The organism is Providencia sp. AGC89 (assembly GCF_053543535.1).
The window spans coordinates 22,662-40,053 of sequence record NZ_JBIXLP010000091.1 but is presented as its reverse complement, the minus strand read 5'-3'; the positions used below and the strand labels follow the sequence as shown (position 1 = coordinate 40,053).

Here is a 17,392-nt window from a genome sequence, read left to right as displayed (position 1 = left end):
CTCATCAAGGTGGGCTTTTTAATTTGTTATGAGGATATGAATATGGCGACTAAAACAAAAATGGGTCGTCCTTCTGATTATTTACCAGAGGTGGCGGACGATATATGCACTCTTATCGCCGATGGTGAAAGTCTGCGTTCGGTATGCAAGAAAAAAGGCATGCCAAACATGACGAAAATTATGCGTTGGTTAAGAGAAAATGCTGACTTTCGTGAGCAGTACGCGAAAGCAATGGAATCAAGGGCTGACGCTGTTTTCGAGGAGCTATTTGATATTGCTGATGATGTTTCCGAGGAGTCGGCGGCAGTAGCCAAGGCTAAGTTAAGAATTGATACAAGAAAGTGGGCTTTGGCAAGAATGAGCCCTAAAAAGTATGGCGATAAAATTAGTCAGGATATTGATGTTAAATCATCTGATGGCTCCATGACGCCACAGCCAACAAAAATAGTTCTGGTTGCCGGAGGTAACAATGACGGTAGCGAGGATTGAAATACCACCTAAATTAATTCCAGCATTCGAAGGTAACTATCGCTATCGCTGTTCACATGGCGGGCGAGGCTCTGCAAAGACGAGAACATTCGCATTAATGACGGCTATTCGTGGCTACATGGCAGCGATGAATGGTCAATCTGGCGTAATACTTTGTGCTCGTGAATACATGAACTCGTTAGAAGAATCATCAATGGAAGAGGTTAAGCAGGCGATTAGGTCTGTACCTTGGTTAAATGATTTCTATGAATTAGGCGAGAAATACATTCGCACCAAATGCCGCTCAGTTAGCTATGTGTTCGCAGGGTTACGGCATAACTTAGATAGCATCAAATCTAAGGCAAGAATATTAATCGCGTGGGTTGATGAAGCTGAATCAGTATCAGAAATAGCATGGACGAAACTTGCTCCTACGGTTCGTGAAGCTGGCTCTGAAATATGGGTGACATGGAACCCTGAACGAGACGGTAGCGCGACAGATAAGCGATTTAGAAAGAATCCACCTGATAACGCTGTCGTGGTTGAGATGAACTACGATGATAACCCTTGGTTTCCGTCGGTGTTAGAAGATGAACGGCTGAACGACCAAGCCAGATTAGATTCCGCTACTTATGCGTGGATATGGGAAGGTGCTTATCTTGAAAACTCTGATAAACAGGTACTGGCGAACAAATACGTTGTTCAATCATTCCCTGATGATTTATGGCAACAAGCAGACCGTCTACTTTTCGGCGCTGACTTTGGTTTTGCTAAAGACCCGAACACGCTGCTGCGACAGTTTATTCTAAATGATTGCCTATATATCGAATATGAAGCTTATGGCGTAGGTGTTGAGCTTGACCATATGCCAGCATTTTACGACAAAATACCAGAAGCACGTAAGTGGCCTATTAAAGCCGACTCCGCAAGACCTGAAACAATCAGCTATTTAAAGCGGCAAGGATTCAATATCTCAGCTGCGAAAAAGTGGCAAGGTAGTGTTGAGGATGGCATTACACATTTACGCGGCTTCAAACAAATCATCATTCATCCTCGCTGTAAAGAAACAGCAAAAGAAGCCCGTCTCTACTCATATAAAACAGACCGGATCACTGGTGAAGTATTGCCTGTTATTTTGGATGCTAACAACCACTGTTGGGATGCTGTTAGATATGGGCTTGATGGGTATATCACACAAAAATCAGTGGTCGGAATGCTAGTTAGAAAACGTTAATGAGGGCGAAAATGGAAGTAAATCAACAACGGCTATCATTAGCGGTTAATAACGCATTGAAAGCTGTACAGAGAGCTAGAATGTCCTACGTTCAGTCGCTAGGCACTGGCAACACTAAAAGACCTCGAATATGGAATGAGTTTGGCTGGCCTGAAAATCTAAGCTTTGATGATTTTTACAAGGCGTATGATCGCAATGCGCTAGGTGGTGCTGCGGTTGATAGATACATATCTGGGTGCTGGATTGATTACCCTGAAATATTCGAAGGTGACGAAGAGGCAGACCAAGACGGCTCAACAGATTGGGATAAAGGCCTTAATAAGCTACTCAAAAAACACTGGGAGCAGGTTGTAGAGGCTGATAAACGCAATTTAGTAGGTCGATATTCTGGTTTAATTATTCAGATTAAAGACAACAGGCCTTGGAATGAGCCAGTCGATACTGGCATTGTTAAAAAACTGAAAGATAAGGCCATTGTTCGCTTAATCCCTGCATGGGAAGCGCAGCTTGATGTTAAAACTTGGGATGAAGACCAAGCAAGCGAAAACTACTCCATGCCAACGATGTACTCGTTTACTGAAATGGCAGTGGGAGATGATAGTGACGGCTCACCATCTCGAATAATTGATATTCATCCTGACAGAGTTATAACGCTTATCGAAGGCGCTGCTGATGGCAAAATGTCATCCGGTGTATCTTTACTGAGAAAAGGTTATAACAAGCTACTTGATATCGAAAAGGTTTCGGGAGGTAGCGCCGAGGGATTCCTTAAAAACGCTAGCAGACAACTTAACTACGCATTCAGTAAAGAAACTGATTTTAATGCATTAGCAGAAGCGTTAGGGACGAATATAGAAGGGCTTCCAGATGCGCTTGATGAACAGGTTAGACGGCTAAATCAAAGCATTGATGCTTCAGTATTAATGCAAGAAGGCTCGGCAAGCGTGCTTTCTGTTGCCGCTGCCGACCCTGAACCAACGTGGCGCACATTGTTAGCTGAGTTTGCGGCATCAATCAACATGCCTGTTAAGGTGCTTATCGGTCAGATTACAGGGGAGCGCGCTTCAACTGAGGACATGAAAGATTGGGCTAGAACCTGCAAGTCAAGGCGTGAAGGGTTTCTCGCAAAAGTCATTACTGACCTGATCCACCAATTTGGAAGGCTTGGCGTTATTGAGCAAAAAGATGAGATAACAGTAAGTTGGTCAGATTTGCTCGCACCTAGCCAATCTGAAAAGTTGGATAACATGAGTAAAGCTGCTGATGTTGCAATGAAGACGCAAAGCTCATTCGGGCGCTCAGTTCTAATGGAGAACGAGATTAGGGCACTTGGCGAGTACCCAACGTTGCCAGAATTTGAGAACAGCGAGCCGCCAGAGTCAGGCCCTAAAGGAGACCCATTAGTCGATGATGAAGAATCAAAAGATAGGGTCGCCGATAATACCAAGGAATAAGGCTGACCCAACACAATCAGGGCGGCAAGTTAGAAAGATGTTCCGTGATATTGATAATAGGTATTACGAACTCAAGAAAGCACTCAAGCAACTCTTCGAGCTGTCATTTACTGGCAGAGAGAAAACGCAATCACCCACTCAAAGCTACATACTCGCTAAAAACGCACAGGATGAGCCTGACACGATTTTTAAGGTTAACTCTGGCGTTTATATATATGACCTAGCTGAACGTCCCGCAGAGTACGCTAGATTCCTAGAAAGACTGCAATCAATACTTGATGACTACCTTCTCGAAGGTGGTGACGAGCGATTGTGGGCGTTTGGGTATGTATCTGATGAGTATGAGCGCGGTACGTTGAATGCTTACACTAACTTAGCTGTTCAATCTGAAGTCTACGCACAGCAAACAACACTTACTTATCTACTGTCACAGCCAGCTTATCAGAATCAGGTTGCAGCGGCGTTTATCTCTACTTATAGCGATTGGCGCGGTTTATCTGATGCTGCACGCACTGACCTAGCAAATGTTATTGGCACATCGATAGCCAGAGGCATAAACCCACGTGAAACAGCGAGGATAGTTAGTCAGCGTTTAGATGTATCAATGACCAGAGCAAAGGCGGTAGCGCAGACTGAGCAAGTTGGCGCACTTCGTAGGGCAAACTGGAATGAAACGACATGGGCTAGCGAAAGGTTGGGATTGAAAACTGGCATCTTATGGATATCAGCACTTAAGCCAACCACTAGGCCTAGCCATGCAGCACGTAGCGGGAAGATATTCACTGTTGAGGAAGTGGAATATTTCTACTCAATCAATGGTAATCGCTATAACTGCTATTGTGGCAATCAGCCAGTATTACTGAATGAAGATGGCACGCTGCATAACCCTAGCATTCTAGACAGGCTCATTAAGTCGCGTGATGAGTGGGAAGAAAAACGACAGGAATCAACAAGCAATTCATAAAGAGGCCAACACATGAAGCGCACTCGCGTCAATGTGCTGTCGGCTATTAATTCCTCATCAAACATATCAATCGAAACTATCAATAACGTCGAGCATTACGTCGTCAAAAACGTGTGTCCGCTGTATGACGATTGCGTGTTAAATGAGGGGTTATATCCAACAGCCGAAAACGACAAAGGCTATAAGAGCCTAGACCGTGTTCCTATGCCGTACGGTCATCCAAAAGTAAATGGTAATTATGTGACCGCTCGTGATGTTGATGCCATTAACGAGCATTACATCGGGGCATATTCAGCGAACCCACGAAAAGAAAATGGGCGCGTATTGGTTGATATGTATGTCAATAAGCGATTCGCTGAAGGTTCAGAAAGCGGCAGAGAGGTTATTGAGCGGTTAGATAAAATGATGAATGGCGAAGATGTTGAGCCAATCGGAATATCTACAGGACTAAACCTTAATAGGCTGCAAGCAAATGGTAAATCACCAAACGGGAAAAAATACAAATGGATAGCGACCAATCAACAATATGACCACATTGCAATATTGTTGCATGAGCAGCCAGCTGGCACGCCAGAGGAGGGGATTGGGGTATTTGTTAATAGCGAGGGCGAGAAACTAGACGTTGAAGAAGTAAAGCTGATTGATGCTGCAAACTTCACACAAGAAGGCTTATTCAACAAAGCTAAGTTCTTTTTCGCTAACAATTCATTCTCATTTGAAGATATCTACTCCGCATTACGTGCGGCATTGCGTAACGCTTCCAGTGGCGATGATTGGCCTTATCCCGAAATGGTATGGCCCGATAAATTCATTTACTACAAATCAGGTAAAACCTACCAACAAAAATACCTCATGAACGATGACGGAGACGCCGAACTCGTTGGTGAGCCTATCGAAGTTGTGCGCAAGCCAACAGAGTACGAAGTTAAAACCAATAAGGAAACTAACCCGATGAAAGAAATCATCACGAATGCGCTGAAGGCGAAAGGCATCGAAACAGAAGGTAAATCTGATGCTGAATTACTTGATGCGTACAACCAAATGAACGCCGAAGAAAAGAAAGAGGAAACGCCAGAAGAAAAAGCTGCGCGTGAGAAAAAAGAGAAGGAAAAAGATACCGCAACAAACACAGATGCCATTACAGCAGCAGTGAATGCGGCAATTAAACCACTAACAGACAAAATTGACACGCTCGAAGGTCAGTTAAACGCCAACGCAGACAAAGAAGTAAATGCGATGCGTGAAGCTGTAAAAGCTAAATTCGGCATGTCCGACATCGCTGTTAATGCGCTAAGTGGCGACCCACTGAAAGAGCTTTACGCACAGTGCAATGTATCACATGGCCTGAATGGTTCATTCCAACAAGTCAATTCCTCTCAATCAGTTTCAGATATGCCGGAGTAAAACATGGCGAATAAAAAACGTGTAATTCATGCGGGTGGTGTATTCACTAACCCATTGCTACACCGTGAAGGTGCGGCTGCGGCTGACACTAAAGCGGGTGTTATCGGTTTCTATGATGAGACCACAGCTAAATTTACGCCATCGGTTGATGGTAAAGAAGCGAGCATTTTGTATGTGGCCAACTTTGATTATCTGCGCTGCCAGACAGTTGACGATGTAATCAAGGCGGGCGATTGGGTTGTTGCAATTCAGCCAATGCAAGGTCTGTTCCTAAACGTGCGTGCCGCCGCTGGCACTTACAAGAAAGGTCAAGCGGTTATTGTTGCTAATGGTCAAATCACACTGGCAACGGGCGCAGAAGGCGAAGCAGTATTCGCTTATGTCGAAGAAGATACAGCCTTAACCGTTACGGCGGGTGAGCTGGTTCGTGTTGTGTTCAAGTAAGGAGAACTGAATGTTTTATTTTTCAACTAAGAAGGCAACCGAAACGGGAAACCTTGAGGCTGTCAATGCTCAATTTCGTGAGCTAGAACTAGCTCGTAATTCATCCGCTCAAGCGGTGGCTGACTTTATCTCACGCGCTCGATATCGTGGTGAAAATGCACCTAGATTAGATGCGGCAAATGCTGTTGACGACATTAAGCGCTTGTACAAAGCTTATGACCAAACTGTAACAGCTGAATTCCAGCCTACAACAGAGTTTACATTGTTAAACGACTTGATGCCGCTGTCTCGCTCTGTTCGACTGGAAGAGTCAGTGTATGAATATGCACGCAAAGGTAGCGGCGGCGTTGCTCATACCTCAATGAGTGGTCAAATCGGTGCGTTGTTAGATGCAAGTGCGTATGACTTTGATGGAACAATGGTTCCTATTCATGATACGGGCTTCAAGTTTGGTTTCCGTGACCCTATCTTCGCGAAAGGCTCTGCATTAGCTTCGCTTGCGGACGCTCAAAAAGACTCTACTGATACTGTTCGTCGTAAGTACCTCGACTTTATCTGGAACGGTTTTCGCGACGCAGCGGGTAACTTTATTGTGTTTGATGGTAAGACCTTTAAAGGTCTACGTAGTGATGAGCGGGTGGCGCAGGTCACATTGACTGTCGACTTTGCAACTGAGCAAGATGGTAAAAAAATCCGTACTGAAATTATCAAGCTGCGTGACGTTCTGAAGCTGCAAAATCTGCAATACGGCGAGCAGACTTGGTACGTATCTGGCGAAATCTTGTCTAACTGGGAATCTGTCTACTTCGATGTTAACCAAACCCGAACCATTCTTGAAGAAATCAAGAAAATCACGGGCATTAAAGACTTCAAAGAAGACTATGAGCTGAAAGGTAACGAAGTTCTTATTGTTCCGCTGGGCGCTGGTGTTATTGCTCCTATCGTCGGTCAGGCATTCGGTACTGTTGCTGACCCTCGTCAGTTCTACAACTCAGACTATGTATGGCGCACATGGGGTGCTGCTGGCCTGATGGTTAAGCAAGACATCGCTGGTCACTTCTCAGTTATTCACGCTAAAGGCGCGTAAGGGGGATTCATGGCACTGGTAAAGGTTATTTCAAGTAACTTCTTTGCTGGTGCCGACCTCAAAAAACAAGAGGTTGGCGCTCAGTTGGAAGTCTCAGAAGAAACTGCTGAAACGTGGCTAAGGGCTGGTCTGGTCGAGCGAATCGAAGAGCGAAAACTCGAAGTCGCCACGCCAGAGAAAAAAAAGGGTAAAGGTAAATCAGATGGTGATAACACTTGATGACGTAAAGCCAATGATAGCCGAGCTTGGGTTTACATTGCCTGATTCCGTGCTGTTGTTGCTACTGGATCAAGTGAATGCAAAATCTGAATGCTTGGCGGCTAACTATGATGAATCACTGCAAAAATTACTTCTAGTTTACGCACTGGTTCGTATTGCCTCATTGTCTGGCGCTCGAAAGATATCATCACAAGGCGCTCCTAATGGGGCGTCACGCTCGTTTACTTATGACTCTGCTGGCACAGATTACTTACTGAAACAGCTTAGGGCATGGGACACGGCAGGGTGTTTATCTACGTTACCACTGGCGAGTAAATCGGTTGGGTTCTTTGGTGTGGTAGGGGGTTGCTCGTGAGTAATACGGCTGCGTGGGTTTATACCAATGTCGCTACTGTTTACCCTGTCATTCGCGGCGGAGGGAAATGGGGTGATGAAATCACCTATGGCACGCCTTACCTAATTGACTGCACATGGCAATCTAGCAATGAAGTTGTGAAAGACGATATGGGAAAAGAGTTTGTTACCAATAACGTTTTTTACACTGAGTTGAAGCGCAACGGTGTTGATGTCCAAAAGCCAGAGCGCGGTTTCTATATTGCAAAAGGTGATGCTACTTCTAAATCTGACCCGCGAATCGCAGGCGCTGACATTATCATCACAGTCAAAGAAGATGATATGAGCTTTTTCGGTGAAGAGTTCGACTACGAGATAAGGACCTGATATGGCTAAGCGTGTTCGAGTTGTTAATAACATACATGCCTTTGTCGAAGGTGTTAATCGCAGAGCTGCAAGTGCTGTAATGGCTGGTGCAAATGTTATCGGTCTTAGAGCTGCGCTATATACGCCGATTGATTCATCTACGTTAATTAACTCGCAGAATAGGGAGCTAAAAGTAAATGGCTACTTGCTGACAGGTAGGGTTATTTATACAGCTAATTATGCCGCTTATGTACATAACGCACCGGGCACATTAAAAGGCCAACCGAGGGCTCACTTTGGTAAAACTCGTGAAGGGAAATCCTTTGGCGGTGGTAGTTTAACCGGAAACTATTGGGACCCGAACGCAAAACCTAAGTTCCTGCAATTAGCTGCCGAAGAGGGAAGACAAGAAGTTGAAGAGGCGATCAGGCGGGAGATGACATTGTGATTATTGACGACTTTCTCGATTACTTGGAGCGCGGAAACCTGACTTCTGACTTCATTGTTCAAAGGCTTGAATGGAAGGAGAGGCCAGATAGCAAGATTCAACAATACATTGTTATCCGTCCCTCCAGTGGTACTGGTCGACTAGGTGAATTGAGTGCCGATGATTATGTCGATGTTATTCTCGTGTCTGCACAAGATGACCCAATCCCCGCATTAACTCGTGCTGATGAAATACTCAAATATGTCGCGGCAAATCCTAGCGACTGTAATCTCAACTCAGTTTTTAATATGGGTGGGTTGCCATCAGGAATTGTAACCACAGAAAACCGAACGATATTCAGACTATCATTTCGCTGCTTATCATAAACAAACAAATCTCAAACTAGGTCGCCAATGTGCGGCCTTTTTTATTTATAAGAGAGGCAACATGCAAGGTTGTACTACTAGCTCAGACATCATGACTGGGCGATTGAAAACTGTCGAGTTGGCATATGGTTGTCCTGACCAGTTCCCGACTGACGAAGAGTTAAAACTAAATGGCCTGCCAACATCGGTGACGTGGGATTTAGCGCCTGAAACGCTGGTTTCTGATGCTGATAATGGCGGTATTTCTTCCACTATGATTTCAAACCTTGACCCGACTTACTCGATTGAAGGTGAAGTACGTCTTCATGACCGTTCTGATGAGTTTGGTATTCAGCAATTTATTAAATACGTTGTTGATGAGATTAAGGCACGCCGTCAGCCTACCGTGTGGATGCGTTTGCACTGGGGTGATTACTATCACATTGGCTACATGAACGTCACTGGGTTAAGTGACGGTGGCGGGGTGAAAGAAATTGTAACTTACAGCTTAGAGTTAAAACTGGCTGATGGTACTACTTTCCAAGTTATCGAAGATGACAATGCCATCCCTGTGACGAATGTTGCGGTGACTCCTAAAACTGCATCAGTTGAAGCAGGAAAGACAACGCAATTATCGGCAACGGTGACACCTAGCAACGCAACTAATAAAGCGATTGTGTGGAAAAGCTCTGATGCAGGTAAGGCAACTGTTACACCAAACGGCCTAGTTACTGGTATCGCTGCTGGCAAAGTTACCATCACGGCAACTACCGCTGATGGTGGCCTGACAGATACGTCAGAAGTAACCGTAACGGCTCCGTAATATTACAAAGGGTGCTTACGAGTGCCCTTGATAATACTAGGAGTATCTTATGACACCGAAAATAGAATATGGCGAGTTCGCTGTTCAAACACCTAACAACGAGTACATTTTTAGCCCGTCATTTAATGCAATGACGAATATCGGTAGCCCATCAGAAATAGTTGATATTTTCACCGCTTTATCTGGTTCCGTAGTTAGTGATGCCATTTCATTACTAGCGGCATATTCCCTTAATGGTGGTTCAAATAGCAACTGGCTGCTGAAATATTTAAAAAAAAGCGCGTCTCGTAAATTGTTATCATCAGCAATGATTGTGATGCAAGCCTGTTGTAATAAGGACTGCGACGAATTAATAGGTCAGTGGCGTGCGGGTAAAAACGGCATAACATACCGTATGGGTAAAATGCCAATATCTGACATTATCGTGCTAGCTAGAGAGTTGATGATCCATGGCGTAATTGGCAAGGTGAAAATCAGGAAGCTGCAACGCAATGAAAGTGATAAAGAATTCACTGATTCGTTTAATGCTGTTGAATATATCAATGCATCCCGCGTCCACTTTGAAATGAACCGTGACGAAGCCGAGAAGCTCACAATGTCAGAATTCTTGATGATGCTTAAAGCTAAGTATCCAGAAGAAAAAGGCTTCACCAAAGAAGAATATGACACTGCTGTTGATGATTATTTCGAGCGTAAAAAACGTCGTATTGCACAAGCAAAAGCGAATAAGGGGTAATTATGTATTTAAATATTATTTTGGCTAATCCATCTAGGCATAAATACAAGTTTAAAGATGAAATAATTCACGTTAAAAGCGTTGCTTATGTTGAGGAAATGAAAAGCCATGTGCCCGACAAGCCACCATTTAGAGATGTGATATTCATTCATCCTATCGATAGAGATGATCGCTATGTTGGTGACTTTATCGAAATGCAAGAAGGCGACACATTCAAAGTCTATAGCGACAGTGGTGTCTTGCTTAAGGAATACAAGAAATAGCGCCATGCTGGATTTGTGATCTAGCCCATCCTTGGGCTGGTCGGTTAAGCTGGTAACTTATCTAAGTTATCGCCTTTTATTTCGTGAATAGCCCAATCAAGATGAAACAGAATGTCTGTCATGTGCTCAGTCATTGAACCTGTGTGTTGATATCCTAGTTGTTTGAGTGAATCTTTAAGCCCATTATTCCAGTATTCTTTCATTGCTCGAATGTGAATTACAGCACCTTCTAGGGTATGAGCTATTTTATGCTTATTAAATTTCACACCTACAGAATCTTTCTTAACCATGACATAACCGCGACTTTCGGCTAAATCAGCAAATACTTTCGGGCTAGTTAATTGCTCGTCGTCTGCTGCGATTTCAGATTTAATAATCGCGCCTTTATCGTCATAGTGATGAAGTACGCGACAGCCAACGAATCGCTCAGTTTGCTTCGGTAAATACTCACCTTCAAGCGGAACACGCGCAGCCAGTGATAATGCCTCTGTGAACTTGTCGCTATCAATTTCTTTGTACGTGCAACCAAAGTGACTTTTTAACGATGACCACATAGTAATCATTGCTTTTGCTTGCTTCTCTTTGGGCAATGCTTTACCGCGATTTAAAACTAGCTGCTTAATTGCTTCTTGCTGTTCTGAAGTAATACGACCAGCAATTTGTTTAACCTGTTTACGTGGCTTAGCCTTAACTTCGCCAGTAGTCCAATACTCATAGAGTACGTCGTCGCTTCTATCTTGGTATGCGGCAACTTTCTCTCTTATTTCAGGTTTTACCTTGTTTATGTTTATCGTATGAAGCCAGCCCGTTAACTTTTTAAGGGCTAAGCAAACAACACTACGACGTTGATTATCGCATGGAAGCTGCATTGTGATATTCACAACACAGGTTTTAAATCTTTGTTTTATCTTAGTATATTGTGAAGCCCAATCTAATCCCATTCCTTCAATGAATGGTCGCATAGCTACGAATGGCTGACCCTCATAATTAACCAGATAAAGGTTATCTCCGTGGAAAGGGACATTAATTGTTGATATAGTACCCATAGTTCGTTTCCTCTAGACTCGGACTAAATAAGAAGCCTCGACTGTTAGCGCAGTTGGGGCTTCGCTGTTTAAACACTCAATAAACCATCTTGTATGAGCGTTCGCTTTAATCTCTGAACCAACTCTGAATTCAGAGACCTTCCTTCTTTCTTTGCAATAATCTTCAAGATTTCTTTGATTTCGGGGTCGATTCTTAACCCCAATGGGGAAACTTCTCTCATCCTCATTTTTTTGCCCTTTATGTAGCTAAAGTGTAGCTATAAAGCTATCAACTTAAAAGTATTTAGTCAATGTTATTTTAGCTACACTGTGATGCTAAATATTGCAGAGGGTAGCTACAATGAAAGGCATGAGAGGCTTAACGCCAATGGGTGTTAGAATACCTGATGATTTAAAAGAAAAAATTCAAAAGAGAGCGCTTAAGAATGGTCGCTCTATGAACTCGGAAATAATAATGATCCTACAGGAAGCTGTAGACGAAGAAAGAAAACCGAAGAACATAGACGAACTAGCCAATTTAGAATCAGATAAGTTCAAAGAGCTATTCATGGAAACCGTCAAGAAGATGTATGAGGGTAAATCATGAGCGATGAAGAAATAAGCAAAGAAGAGCGAATGCATCGCGATAATAGGATAAAGTTACTGACTATATTCGAACAGGTAACGGATAAAGTTTTCGATAGCTTCCTAAAGTCTCAAGGCGTTGATGACGTAAAATGCTTTGTATGTGGGAATGGTAAAATGGGCTTCCCTAAAAGAGGCAGGGATGGTGAGGATGTTTATCATTTAATCCCAATAAAGACCGTGTTTCCAGAAAGCGATAATGAATTCAGTTTGGTAAACTATAAATATAGAGCTATATGTCGGCATTGTGGACATGAGATGTATTTCAATGCTTACCCAGTAATCAAGTGGGCTGGCATCCTTGAAAAGTTAAAGGATGACAACAATGAGTAATGTTCGTTATATACGTAAAGATTTAGAAACGCTTGACGGAAGTGAGAGTGGTCTTGTGTTCAATGGCGGCAGTGGTGGGGGTGGAGATATGGAATCAAGGGTTGCGAAATTAGAGTCTGATGTTTCTCACATCCAGCGAGACATTACAGAAATAAAATTGGATATCAGAGAAATAAAAAGCGACAACAAGTCAGTGTTATCGAAAATCGGTGAACTAGAAAGATCACAAAGCAAAATGTCGGCTGAAAGTAATAAATCACTAATTGAAAAAATCGATAATACCGACAGGACACTTAGCAAAAGAATAGGTGATATTGAAAGTGAAATTAAAACATTCAAGACTGTAGTTAAAGCTTCTAGCGCGGTTGTTAGTGTTATTCTTATCGCAGGTGCAGCCATATTCGGAACCTATGTAAACAAAATATTAGAAGCATTAAATGGCATAGTTCTTAAATAACGATTTGCTCCCAATTGCGGCACTAAGAAACTAGACTGATAAAAAACTGAGGTGAGGGTGGGATGAAAGTTGAGCGGTTTCATACCAGTAAAGATGGGAAAGTATCACTGTTTTCGCTTAACGATGAATTTCTTACAGGTGTTCCATCATGTAACAAGCAGTGGTTTGTTTGTACGTCAAAAAATGACAAAGAGAACACTAGGTGGGACAACAGAATTACTCTAGTTTTAAATGATGTTGTACAGCTAATAATGGATGCTCCGCAAGGTCATTGCTATAAGGTTTATGCTATAGCGACAAATGGTATCTTTCTGTTTTCGCTGCATAACAAAGACGATAACTCTATAGTCGCAATTGTGGTTGCAGATAAACACGGCAAGGTTCTGTATAGAATGAATTGCACTGCCTTAATGATGAGTGCAGACATATCGGAATTCGGTAAATTTGCCGTATTGTCTATTGCTAGAAGCAAAGATAAGGCAAACAAAGACGCTGGGAAAATATTAGTTATTGATGTCGGTGATTCAGAGATCATCAAATCGACTAGTAATCAGATTGGAAATTTATACTTCTCATCAGTAAATATATTTGAGCCTAATGGCGATGTGCTGGCTTTTTATGAAGGGAATGCCAGTAAAGTTGAATTTTATTAGTAGGTATACAATGAAAAGAATATTACTAGTTGCCGCATTGTTAGCTCTGGCTGGGTGTGAAGGAGAGCAGAATAAATTTGATGGAACGTATTCTTGTAAAGTATCTAATTCACTAAATAATAAATCTATAGATAGTAAAAGTGATTATGTATTTCCTGTGGATGCAACTAAAGCAAAATTAACATTTAAAGCGCCAATAATGACTATTCATGGTATGAAAAATGGTGATTATGTCAGCCACGAAATGAAAGAAATTAAAAATGACAATAAAGTCAGCTTTATTTATCAAAATGATGGGGTTCTCGAAACATTTACTCCAGATGGAGGTGCCGCCATTGCGATTGATGGCACAGGGAATGTAAAGGCTACCACACAAGCATTTTCCGATTGCGTGAAGAATTAACAGATTATACAAACCAATTTTATGCATAGGCCCTGTCAAATTGACGGGGCTTTCTTTTTTATAGAGGAAAATAATTATGTCAGAAAGCCAATCAGCAGGTGGTATCCACTACGATGTAAGCATGGACATTAAAGAGTTGCTTGTCGGTGAGAAGCAAGTCAACAAGGTAATGGATAACGTTGAGAAAAGTACAGACAAAGCCACTGACTCTTTAAATAGACTAGATAAAACTGCATCTCAAGTGGCTACAGCTATGAAGATGCCAGAGCTAAACAAATTATCACGAGATATGGCTCAACTATCTGGAAAGATCGGAGCGAACTCGTTAGCTACTGAAAAGGCAATGCAGACAAATAGTAAGTTTACTGGCGTGTTGAGCACGGTATCAGGAACTATAGGGGCTGGGTATATTGGCAATGTAGGTAGCGCCACTGAGACATTGATTAAGCATACAAGGGCGGCAATTGATGCTACAGCAGAAGAAGTAAAGAATGCCGAAGCAATGCAAAAGCAAGCTCAGGCATACCAAGCCGAAGCATCTCAATTAGTTCTGTCTACTCAGGAGAAAAGAAAATCAGCTGAAGAAGCTATAAAACTAGCCCAATCAGAGTTACAAGTAGCCGAGGCATTAGCAGATAAAAAAACAGCTCACATTGAGTCAATGGAAGTTCTTCAAAAGGAGCAGCAATATCAGTTAAAGCAAGCGGAGTTAGCCCATCAAACTATTGGCAATGAAAAGACACTGGCTGAGGTTGTAAAAGCAAGAAGCGCAGTTCAGCGAACCCAAAACCAGATTGAGAAACAATCAAATGCAATAGCGCAAGAAGTTTGGCGCGCAGAAGATAAAGTAAAGGCAGCTAAAGAAGCGCATAAAAAGGCAACAATAGAACTAACTCAGGCTGAGTTATTAGAAAAAGAAGCCAAAATAACATCAGCAGCCGCAGATGACGCTGCAACGGCGGCAAAAAATAGAGCAACAGCAGCAACCAAGGCTCAGGCTGTAGCTATGAATGGGCTAAGAAGTGTTATGGCTTTATTGGGTGGGCCATCTGGAATATTGCTATTGGCAGCGGCTGGGGTTTACGCTTTATATCAAGCTATGAGTAACAATTCTTCTATAGATGATTACAAGAATAAAGTAAATGAAGCCATACAAAAGGTGGATGAATTAACTCAAAGCCAAGCAAAAGCAGCATCTAATCAGGCTAAGATTGCAATAAAAGCAGACACAAAGTCATTGGAGAAGGTAGCTCAAAGAATTGAGGAAGTGCAAAATGCCATTAGATATATGGAAGAAAGCCCTTATGAATGGATGGAAAAAGCAGGGGCAATGGCGTTCACATATGAAAGCCGTCTAGCTAGCTTAAAAGACAAACTTGATGAACTTATGGCGGAGCATGACACGTATAATGGAAGTATACAAAGTTTAGAAAAACAACAAGATATTCTTAACAAGGCTTCAGAATCAGGCGCGGTAGCAATAGGTGATGCAGCTAAATCTGTAAAAATACTAAAATCTGAATATAACTCGCTATCTAGCCAGCAAGAAATATTAAATGAGCTATTCACTAATGGCGCTCAAGCCGCCGAGTTGCTGGCGTACAAACTCAATCTTGAAAACAAATATGCAGAGCAAGGTGTTGCCATAACTGATGATATCAGGCGCTCAATTGATGATGCTGTTGCTTCTAAAAAGCAGTTAATGGAAACGCAAGGCGCAGCTAATTTAAAACAGCAATTGGACAGCATAAAAACTAACGTTGAAGCATTGAAGATTGAGTATCAACAAGGAGCTGAAGCAGCAGCAGTTTTCAGAGCGGAGCAATTTTTATCTAAACAAGATGGCTTAGATCCAAAACTTGCCAAAGAATATATTGAGGGCATTAAACAGCAATATGAATGGCAAGGAAAAGTTAACACCAAAAACAAGGAATCTTCTTCTAGTCTTAAAAATTCCAAAAAAGACATGGAGCAAGCAACTAACGCAATTCAACGACAACTAGCTGAAATCGAACGCCTTAATAAAGGCTACGAAGAAGGCTCTAAGAAGTTAGCGCAATATGATGCAGTTAAGGCATTAGGAGACAAGGCAAGCCCAGAGCAAAAAGCTCAAGCAGAACGTTTGGCTGGTGAGTTATTTGATATAGAACAAAGGCTAGCAGATAAACGCGCAGCTCTAGCGGCAAATGCAACTGCAACAGCCGAAAAATTAAAATCTGATGAAATTGAACAACTAGATAGGCAGCTTAAAGCCAACCTAGTCACAGAGGAACAATATCAGAAACGTCGAGCTGAAATAAATGCGGAATACTCTAAGAAGATTGCAGAGGAAAACGCCAAATCAGTCATAACACCTACGCAAGAAATGGCAGGTCAGCTAGACCCTGTTCAGCAATTAGCCAATGAGAACGCTCAAAAACTCGCTTTAATCCAAGAGTATGTTAATCAAAAAGTTCTTACTGAAGAGCAAGGATTGGCATTAATGAATGCTGCTAATAGAGAATATGAGCAGTCTAGATTTGATGCAATGTGGGGGCTCTGGAAGGGGCAGAATGATTTAAATAACCTCATGGGAACCGCGATAGATTCATTGAGCAGCGGAACAGCAACGGCGGTTTCGGCTATGTTATCTGGAACGCAATCGGCTGGTGACGCTATGCGTAACTTGGCTAACACAGCCTTGAACGCGATGATACAGCAATTAATGCAAATGGCAGTTCAGGCATTAATTACCAGAACAATACTAGGTACTTTTATGGGCGGACTGGGTGCTATTCCTAATATAGCCAGCGTAGCAAGTAGCGTTACATCATTGTCTAATATTGGTGGTATGGGTATGCCTACTGATTTTAGAAGCTATGGTGGAGGTCGTTACAATGGCGGATCAGTAAACCCAAATAGTTACTATCGTTTTGGTGAGGGCGGTAAGCCAGAGATTTTACAGACAAGTTCTGGGAAAAACTATCTCTTGCCTGGTGAAGGTGGGAAAGTAATTCCTAATAAAGACTTACAAGGAGGCGGTAGCCTTCCTCCGATTATCAATGTTTATCAACAAGCCTCTGGTGCAACAGTTGATGTGAGTACAGAGAAAGGACTCAATGCTCAAGATGTTATTAATATAGTCGTTCGCAACATTATGGAAGGACGTGAAATAAGCGGAGCTGTATCAACCCATCACAATGCACCAAGAAAGGCAACAGGGTCTTTGTGATGCAGTAATTTAATATGATTTGAATATGCCAACAGCTATGCGGTTTGGTATAATATTTATTCAAATTCATAAAAGGAG

Annotated in this window: 23 protein-coding genes; 21 read left to right on the top strand and 2 right to left on the bottom strand. The window is 42.4% G+C overall.

The window, feature by feature from the left end:
* Positions 1–42 precede the first annotated feature (42 nt).
* The 15 genes from ACIPUA_RS19895 to ACIPUA_RS19825 all read left to right on the top strand — a co-directional run bounded on the left by ACIPUA_RS19895 (position 43) and on the right by ACIPUA_RS19825 (position 10,587).
* Positions 43–489: a terminase small subunit-like protein gene (locus ACIPUA_RS19895; RefSeq protein ID WP_272678468.1), complete on the top strand. Its 447-nt coding sequence runs from the start codon at positions 43–45 to the stop codon at positions 487–489.
* Positions 470–1,702 carry a PBSX family phage terminase large subunit gene (locus ACIPUA_RS19890; protein WP_136135535.1) on the top strand — a complete coding sequence of 411 codons (1,233 nt, stop codon included), beginning with the start codon at positions 470–472 and terminating at the stop codon, positions 1,700–1,702. The genes ACIPUA_RS19895 and ACIPUA_RS19890 overlap by 20 nt, the downstream gene beginning before the upstream one ends.
* An 11-nt stretch (positions 1,703–1,713) precedes the next feature.
* Positions 1,714–3,156, top strand: coding sequence for an anti-CBASS protein Acb1 family protein (locus ACIPUA_RS19885; RefSeq protein ID WP_449060057.1), 1,443 nt, complete (start codon positions 1,714–1,716; stop codon positions 3,154–3,156).
* Positions 3,110–4,120 (top strand): phage minor head protein, encoded by a 1,011-nt coding sequence (locus ACIPUA_RS19880; RefSeq protein ID WP_449060056.1) that lies wholly within the window; start codon positions 3,110–3,112, stop codon positions 4,118–4,120. The genes ACIPUA_RS19885 and ACIPUA_RS19880 overlap by 47 nt, the downstream gene beginning before the upstream one ends.
* 12 nt (positions 4,121–4,132) lie before the next feature.
* A complete protein-coding gene (locus ACIPUA_RS19875) occupies positions 4,133–5,524 on the top strand; it encodes a DUF2213 domain-containing protein (protein ID WP_449060055.1) in 1,392 nt (463 codons plus the stop codon).
* A gap of 3 nt (positions 5,525–5,527) precedes the next feature.
* Positions 5,528–5,968, top strand: coding sequence for a hypothetical protein (locus tag ACIPUA_RS19870; RefSeq protein WP_449060054.1), 441 nt, complete (start codon positions 5,528–5,530; stop codon positions 5,966–5,968).
* Positions 5,969–5,978: 10 nt separating this feature from the next.
* Positions 5,979–7,055, top strand: a complete 1,077-nt coding sequence (locus ACIPUA_RS19865; protein ID WP_449060053.1) for a major capsid protein — start codon at positions 5,979–5,981, stop codon at positions 7,053–7,055.
* A gap of 9 nt (positions 7,056–7,064) precedes the next feature.
* Complete coding sequence (locus ACIPUA_RS19860; protein WP_195698443.1) at positions 7,065–7,274, top strand: hypothetical protein; 210 nt, start codon at positions 7,065–7,067, stop codon at positions 7,272–7,274.
* Positions 7,258–7,629, top strand: coding sequence for a DUF7370 family protein (locus ACIPUA_RS19855; protein ID WP_449060052.1), 372 nt, complete (start codon positions 7,258–7,260; stop codon positions 7,627–7,629). Before ACIPUA_RS19860 ends, ACIPUA_RS19855 begins: the two co-directional genes overlap by 17 nt.
* Positions 7,626–7,994: a hypothetical protein gene (locus tag ACIPUA_RS19850; protein WP_449060051.1), complete on the top strand. Its 369-nt coding sequence runs from the start codon at positions 7,626–7,628 to the stop codon at positions 7,992–7,994. The genes ACIPUA_RS19855 and ACIPUA_RS19850 overlap by 4 nt, the downstream gene beginning before the upstream one ends.
* Before the next feature lies 1 nt (position 7,995).
* Entirely contained in the window at positions 7,996–8,421 is a 426-nt protein-coding gene (locus ACIPUA_RS19845; RefSeq protein ID WP_210845361.1) for an HK97 gp10 family phage protein, read from the top strand.
* Positions 8,418–8,786: a phage tail termination protein gene (locus tag ACIPUA_RS19840; protein ID WP_442960077.1), complete on the top strand. Its 369-nt coding sequence runs from the start codon at positions 8,418–8,420 to the stop codon at positions 8,784–8,786. The genes ACIPUA_RS19845 and ACIPUA_RS19840 overlap by 4 nt, the downstream gene beginning before the upstream one ends.
* A gap of 61 nt (positions 8,787–8,847) precedes the next feature.
* Positions 8,848–9,588 (top strand): Ig-like domain-containing protein, encoded by a 741-nt coding sequence (locus ACIPUA_RS19835; protein WP_105881119.1) that lies wholly within the window; start codon positions 8,848–8,850, stop codon positions 9,586–9,588.
* 49 nt (positions 9,589–9,637) lie between these two features.
* Positions 9,638–10,324, top strand: coding sequence for a DUF6246 family protein (locus ACIPUA_RS19830; RefSeq protein WP_449060050.1), 687 nt, complete (start codon positions 9,638–9,640; stop codon positions 10,322–10,324).
* 2 nt (positions 10,325–10,326) lie between these two features.
* Positions 10,327–10,587 (top strand): hypothetical protein, encoded by a 261-nt coding sequence (locus ACIPUA_RS19825; RefSeq protein WP_449060049.1) that lies wholly within the window; start codon positions 10,327–10,329, stop codon positions 10,585–10,587.
* A gap of 44 nt (positions 10,588–10,631) precedes the next feature.
* Here the strand turns inward: ACIPUA_RS19825 and ACIPUA_RS19820 are convergent, their stop codons facing one another.
* Complete coding sequence (locus tag ACIPUA_RS19820; RefSeq protein WP_449060048.1) at positions 10,632–11,633, bottom strand: phage antirepressor N-terminal domain-containing protein; 1,002 nt, start codon at positions 11,631–11,633, stop codon at positions 10,632–10,634.
* Between the two features lie 68 nt (positions 11,634–11,701).
* Positions 11,702–11,854, bottom strand: coding sequence for an Arc family DNA-binding protein (locus ACIPUA_RS19815; protein ID WP_449060108.1), 153 nt, complete (start codon positions 11,852–11,854; stop codon positions 11,702–11,704).
* Between the two features lie 119 nt (positions 11,855–11,973).
* Between ACIPUA_RS19815 and ACIPUA_RS19810 the strand changes: the two genes are divergently transcribed.
* The 6 genes from ACIPUA_RS19810 to ACIPUA_RS19785 all read left to right on the top strand — a co-directional run bounded on the left by ACIPUA_RS19810 (position 11,974) and on the right by ACIPUA_RS19785 (position 17,314).
* Positions 11,974–12,219 (top strand): Arc family DNA-binding protein, encoded by a 246-nt coding sequence (locus ACIPUA_RS19810; protein WP_047256773.1) that lies wholly within the window; start codon positions 11,974–11,976, stop codon positions 12,217–12,219.
* Entirely contained in the window at positions 12,216–12,590 is a 375-nt protein-coding gene (locus tag ACIPUA_RS19805; protein WP_272672263.1) for a hypothetical protein, read from the top strand. The genes ACIPUA_RS19810 and ACIPUA_RS19805 overlap by 4 nt, the downstream gene beginning before the upstream one ends.
* Positions 12,583–13,047, top strand: coding sequence for a hypothetical protein (locus ACIPUA_RS19800; protein ID WP_449060047.1), 465 nt, complete (start codon positions 12,583–12,585; stop codon positions 13,045–13,047). Before ACIPUA_RS19805 ends, ACIPUA_RS19800 begins: the two co-directional genes overlap by 8 nt.
* 62 nt (positions 13,048–13,109) lie before the next feature.
* Positions 13,110–13,700, top strand: coding sequence for a hypothetical protein (locus ACIPUA_RS19795; protein ID WP_210849405.1), 591 nt, complete (start codon positions 13,110–13,112; stop codon positions 13,698–13,700).
* Positions 13,701–13,710: 10 nt separating this feature from the next.
* Positions 13,711–14,103 (top strand): hypothetical protein, encoded by a 393-nt coding sequence (locus ACIPUA_RS19790; protein WP_210849406.1) that lies wholly within the window; start codon positions 13,711–13,713, stop codon positions 14,101–14,103.
* A 76-nt stretch (positions 14,104–14,179) separates the two neighbouring features.
* Complete coding sequence (locus tag ACIPUA_RS19785) at positions 14,180–17,314, top strand: hypothetical protein (protein ID WP_369106213.1); 3,135 nt, start codon at positions 14,180–14,182, stop codon at positions 17,312–17,314.
* The last annotated feature ends 78 nt before the right edge of the window (positions 17,315–17,392 follow it).

Excerpts from the sequence above, each read along its gene's own strand:
- ACIPUA_RS19895 (WP_272678468.1), top strand. The coding sequence starts at position 43 with ATGGCGACTAAAACAAAAATGGGTCGTCCTTCTGATTATTTACCAGAG.
- ACIPUA_RS19890 (WP_136135535.1), top strand. The coding sequence starts at position 470 with ATGACGGTAGCGAGGATTGAAATACCACCTAAATTAATTCCAGCATTC.
- ACIPUA_RS19885 (WP_449060057.1), top strand. The coding sequence starts at position 1,714 with ATGGAAGTAAATCAACAACGGCTATCATTAGCGGTTAATAACGCATTG.
- ACIPUA_RS19880 (WP_449060056.1), top strand. The coding sequence starts at position 3,110 with ATGATGAAGAATCAAAAGATAGGGTCGCCGATAATACCAAGGAATAAG.
- ACIPUA_RS19875 (WP_449060055.1), top strand. The coding sequence starts at position 4,133 with ATGAAGCGCACTCGCGTCAATGTGCTGTCGGCTATTAATTCCTCATCA.
- ACIPUA_RS19870 (WP_449060054.1), top strand. The coding sequence starts at position 5,528 with ATGGCGAATAAAAAACGTGTAATTCATGCGGGTGGTGTATTCACTAAC.
- ACIPUA_RS19865 (WP_449060053.1), top strand. The coding sequence starts at position 5,979 with ATGTTTTATTTTTCAACTAAGAAGGCAACCGAAACGGGAAACCTTGAG.
- ACIPUA_RS19860 (WP_195698443.1), top strand. The coding sequence starts at position 7,065 with ATGGCACTGGTAAAGGTTATTTCAAGTAACTTCTTTGCTGGTGCCGAC.
- ACIPUA_RS19855 (WP_449060052.1), top strand. The coding sequence starts at position 7,258 with ATGGTGATAACACTTGATGACGTAAAGCCAATGATAGCCGAGCTTGGG.
- ACIPUA_RS19845 (WP_210845361.1), top strand. The coding sequence starts at position 7,996 with ATGGCTAAGCGTGTTCGAGTTGTTAATAACATACATGCCTTTGTCGAA.
- ACIPUA_RS19835 (WP_105881119.1), top strand. The coding sequence starts at position 8,848 with ATGCAAGGTTGTACTACTAGCTCAGACATCATGACTGGGCGATTGAAA.
- ACIPUA_RS19830 (WP_449060050.1), top strand. The coding sequence starts at position 9,638 with ATGACACCGAAAATAGAATATGGCGAGTTCGCTGTTCAAACACCTAAC.
- ACIPUA_RS19825 (WP_449060049.1), top strand. The coding sequence starts at position 10,327 with ATGTATTTAAATATTATTTTGGCTAATCCATCTAGGCATAAATACAAG.
- ACIPUA_RS19820 (WP_449060048.1), bottom strand. The coding sequence starts at position 11,633 with ATGGGTACTATATCAACAATTAATGTCCCTTTCCACGGAGATAACCTT.
- ACIPUA_RS19815 (WP_449060108.1), bottom strand. The coding sequence starts at position 11,854 with ATGAGAGAAGTTTCCCCATTGGGGTTAAGAATCGACCCCGAAATCAAA.
- ACIPUA_RS19810 (WP_047256773.1), top strand. The coding sequence starts at position 11,974 with ATGAAAGGCATGAGAGGCTTAACGCCAATGGGTGTTAGAATACCTGAT.
- ACIPUA_RS19805 (WP_272672263.1), top strand. The coding sequence starts at position 12,216 with ATGAGCGATGAAGAAATAAGCAAAGAAGAGCGAATGCATCGCGATAAT.
- ACIPUA_RS19800 (WP_449060047.1), top strand. The coding sequence starts at position 12,583 with ATGAGTAATGTTCGTTATATACGTAAAGATTTAGAAACGCTTGACGGA.
- ACIPUA_RS19795 (WP_210849405.1), top strand. The coding sequence starts at position 13,110 with ATGAAAGTTGAGCGGTTTCATACCAGTAAAGATGGGAAAGTATCACTG.
- ACIPUA_RS19790 (WP_210849406.1), top strand. The coding sequence starts at position 13,711 with ATGAAAAGAATATTACTAGTTGCCGCATTGTTAGCTCTGGCTGGGTGT.
- ACIPUA_RS19785 (WP_369106213.1), top strand. The coding sequence starts at position 14,180 with ATGTCAGAAAGCCAATCAGCAGGTGGTATCCACTACGATGTAAGCATG.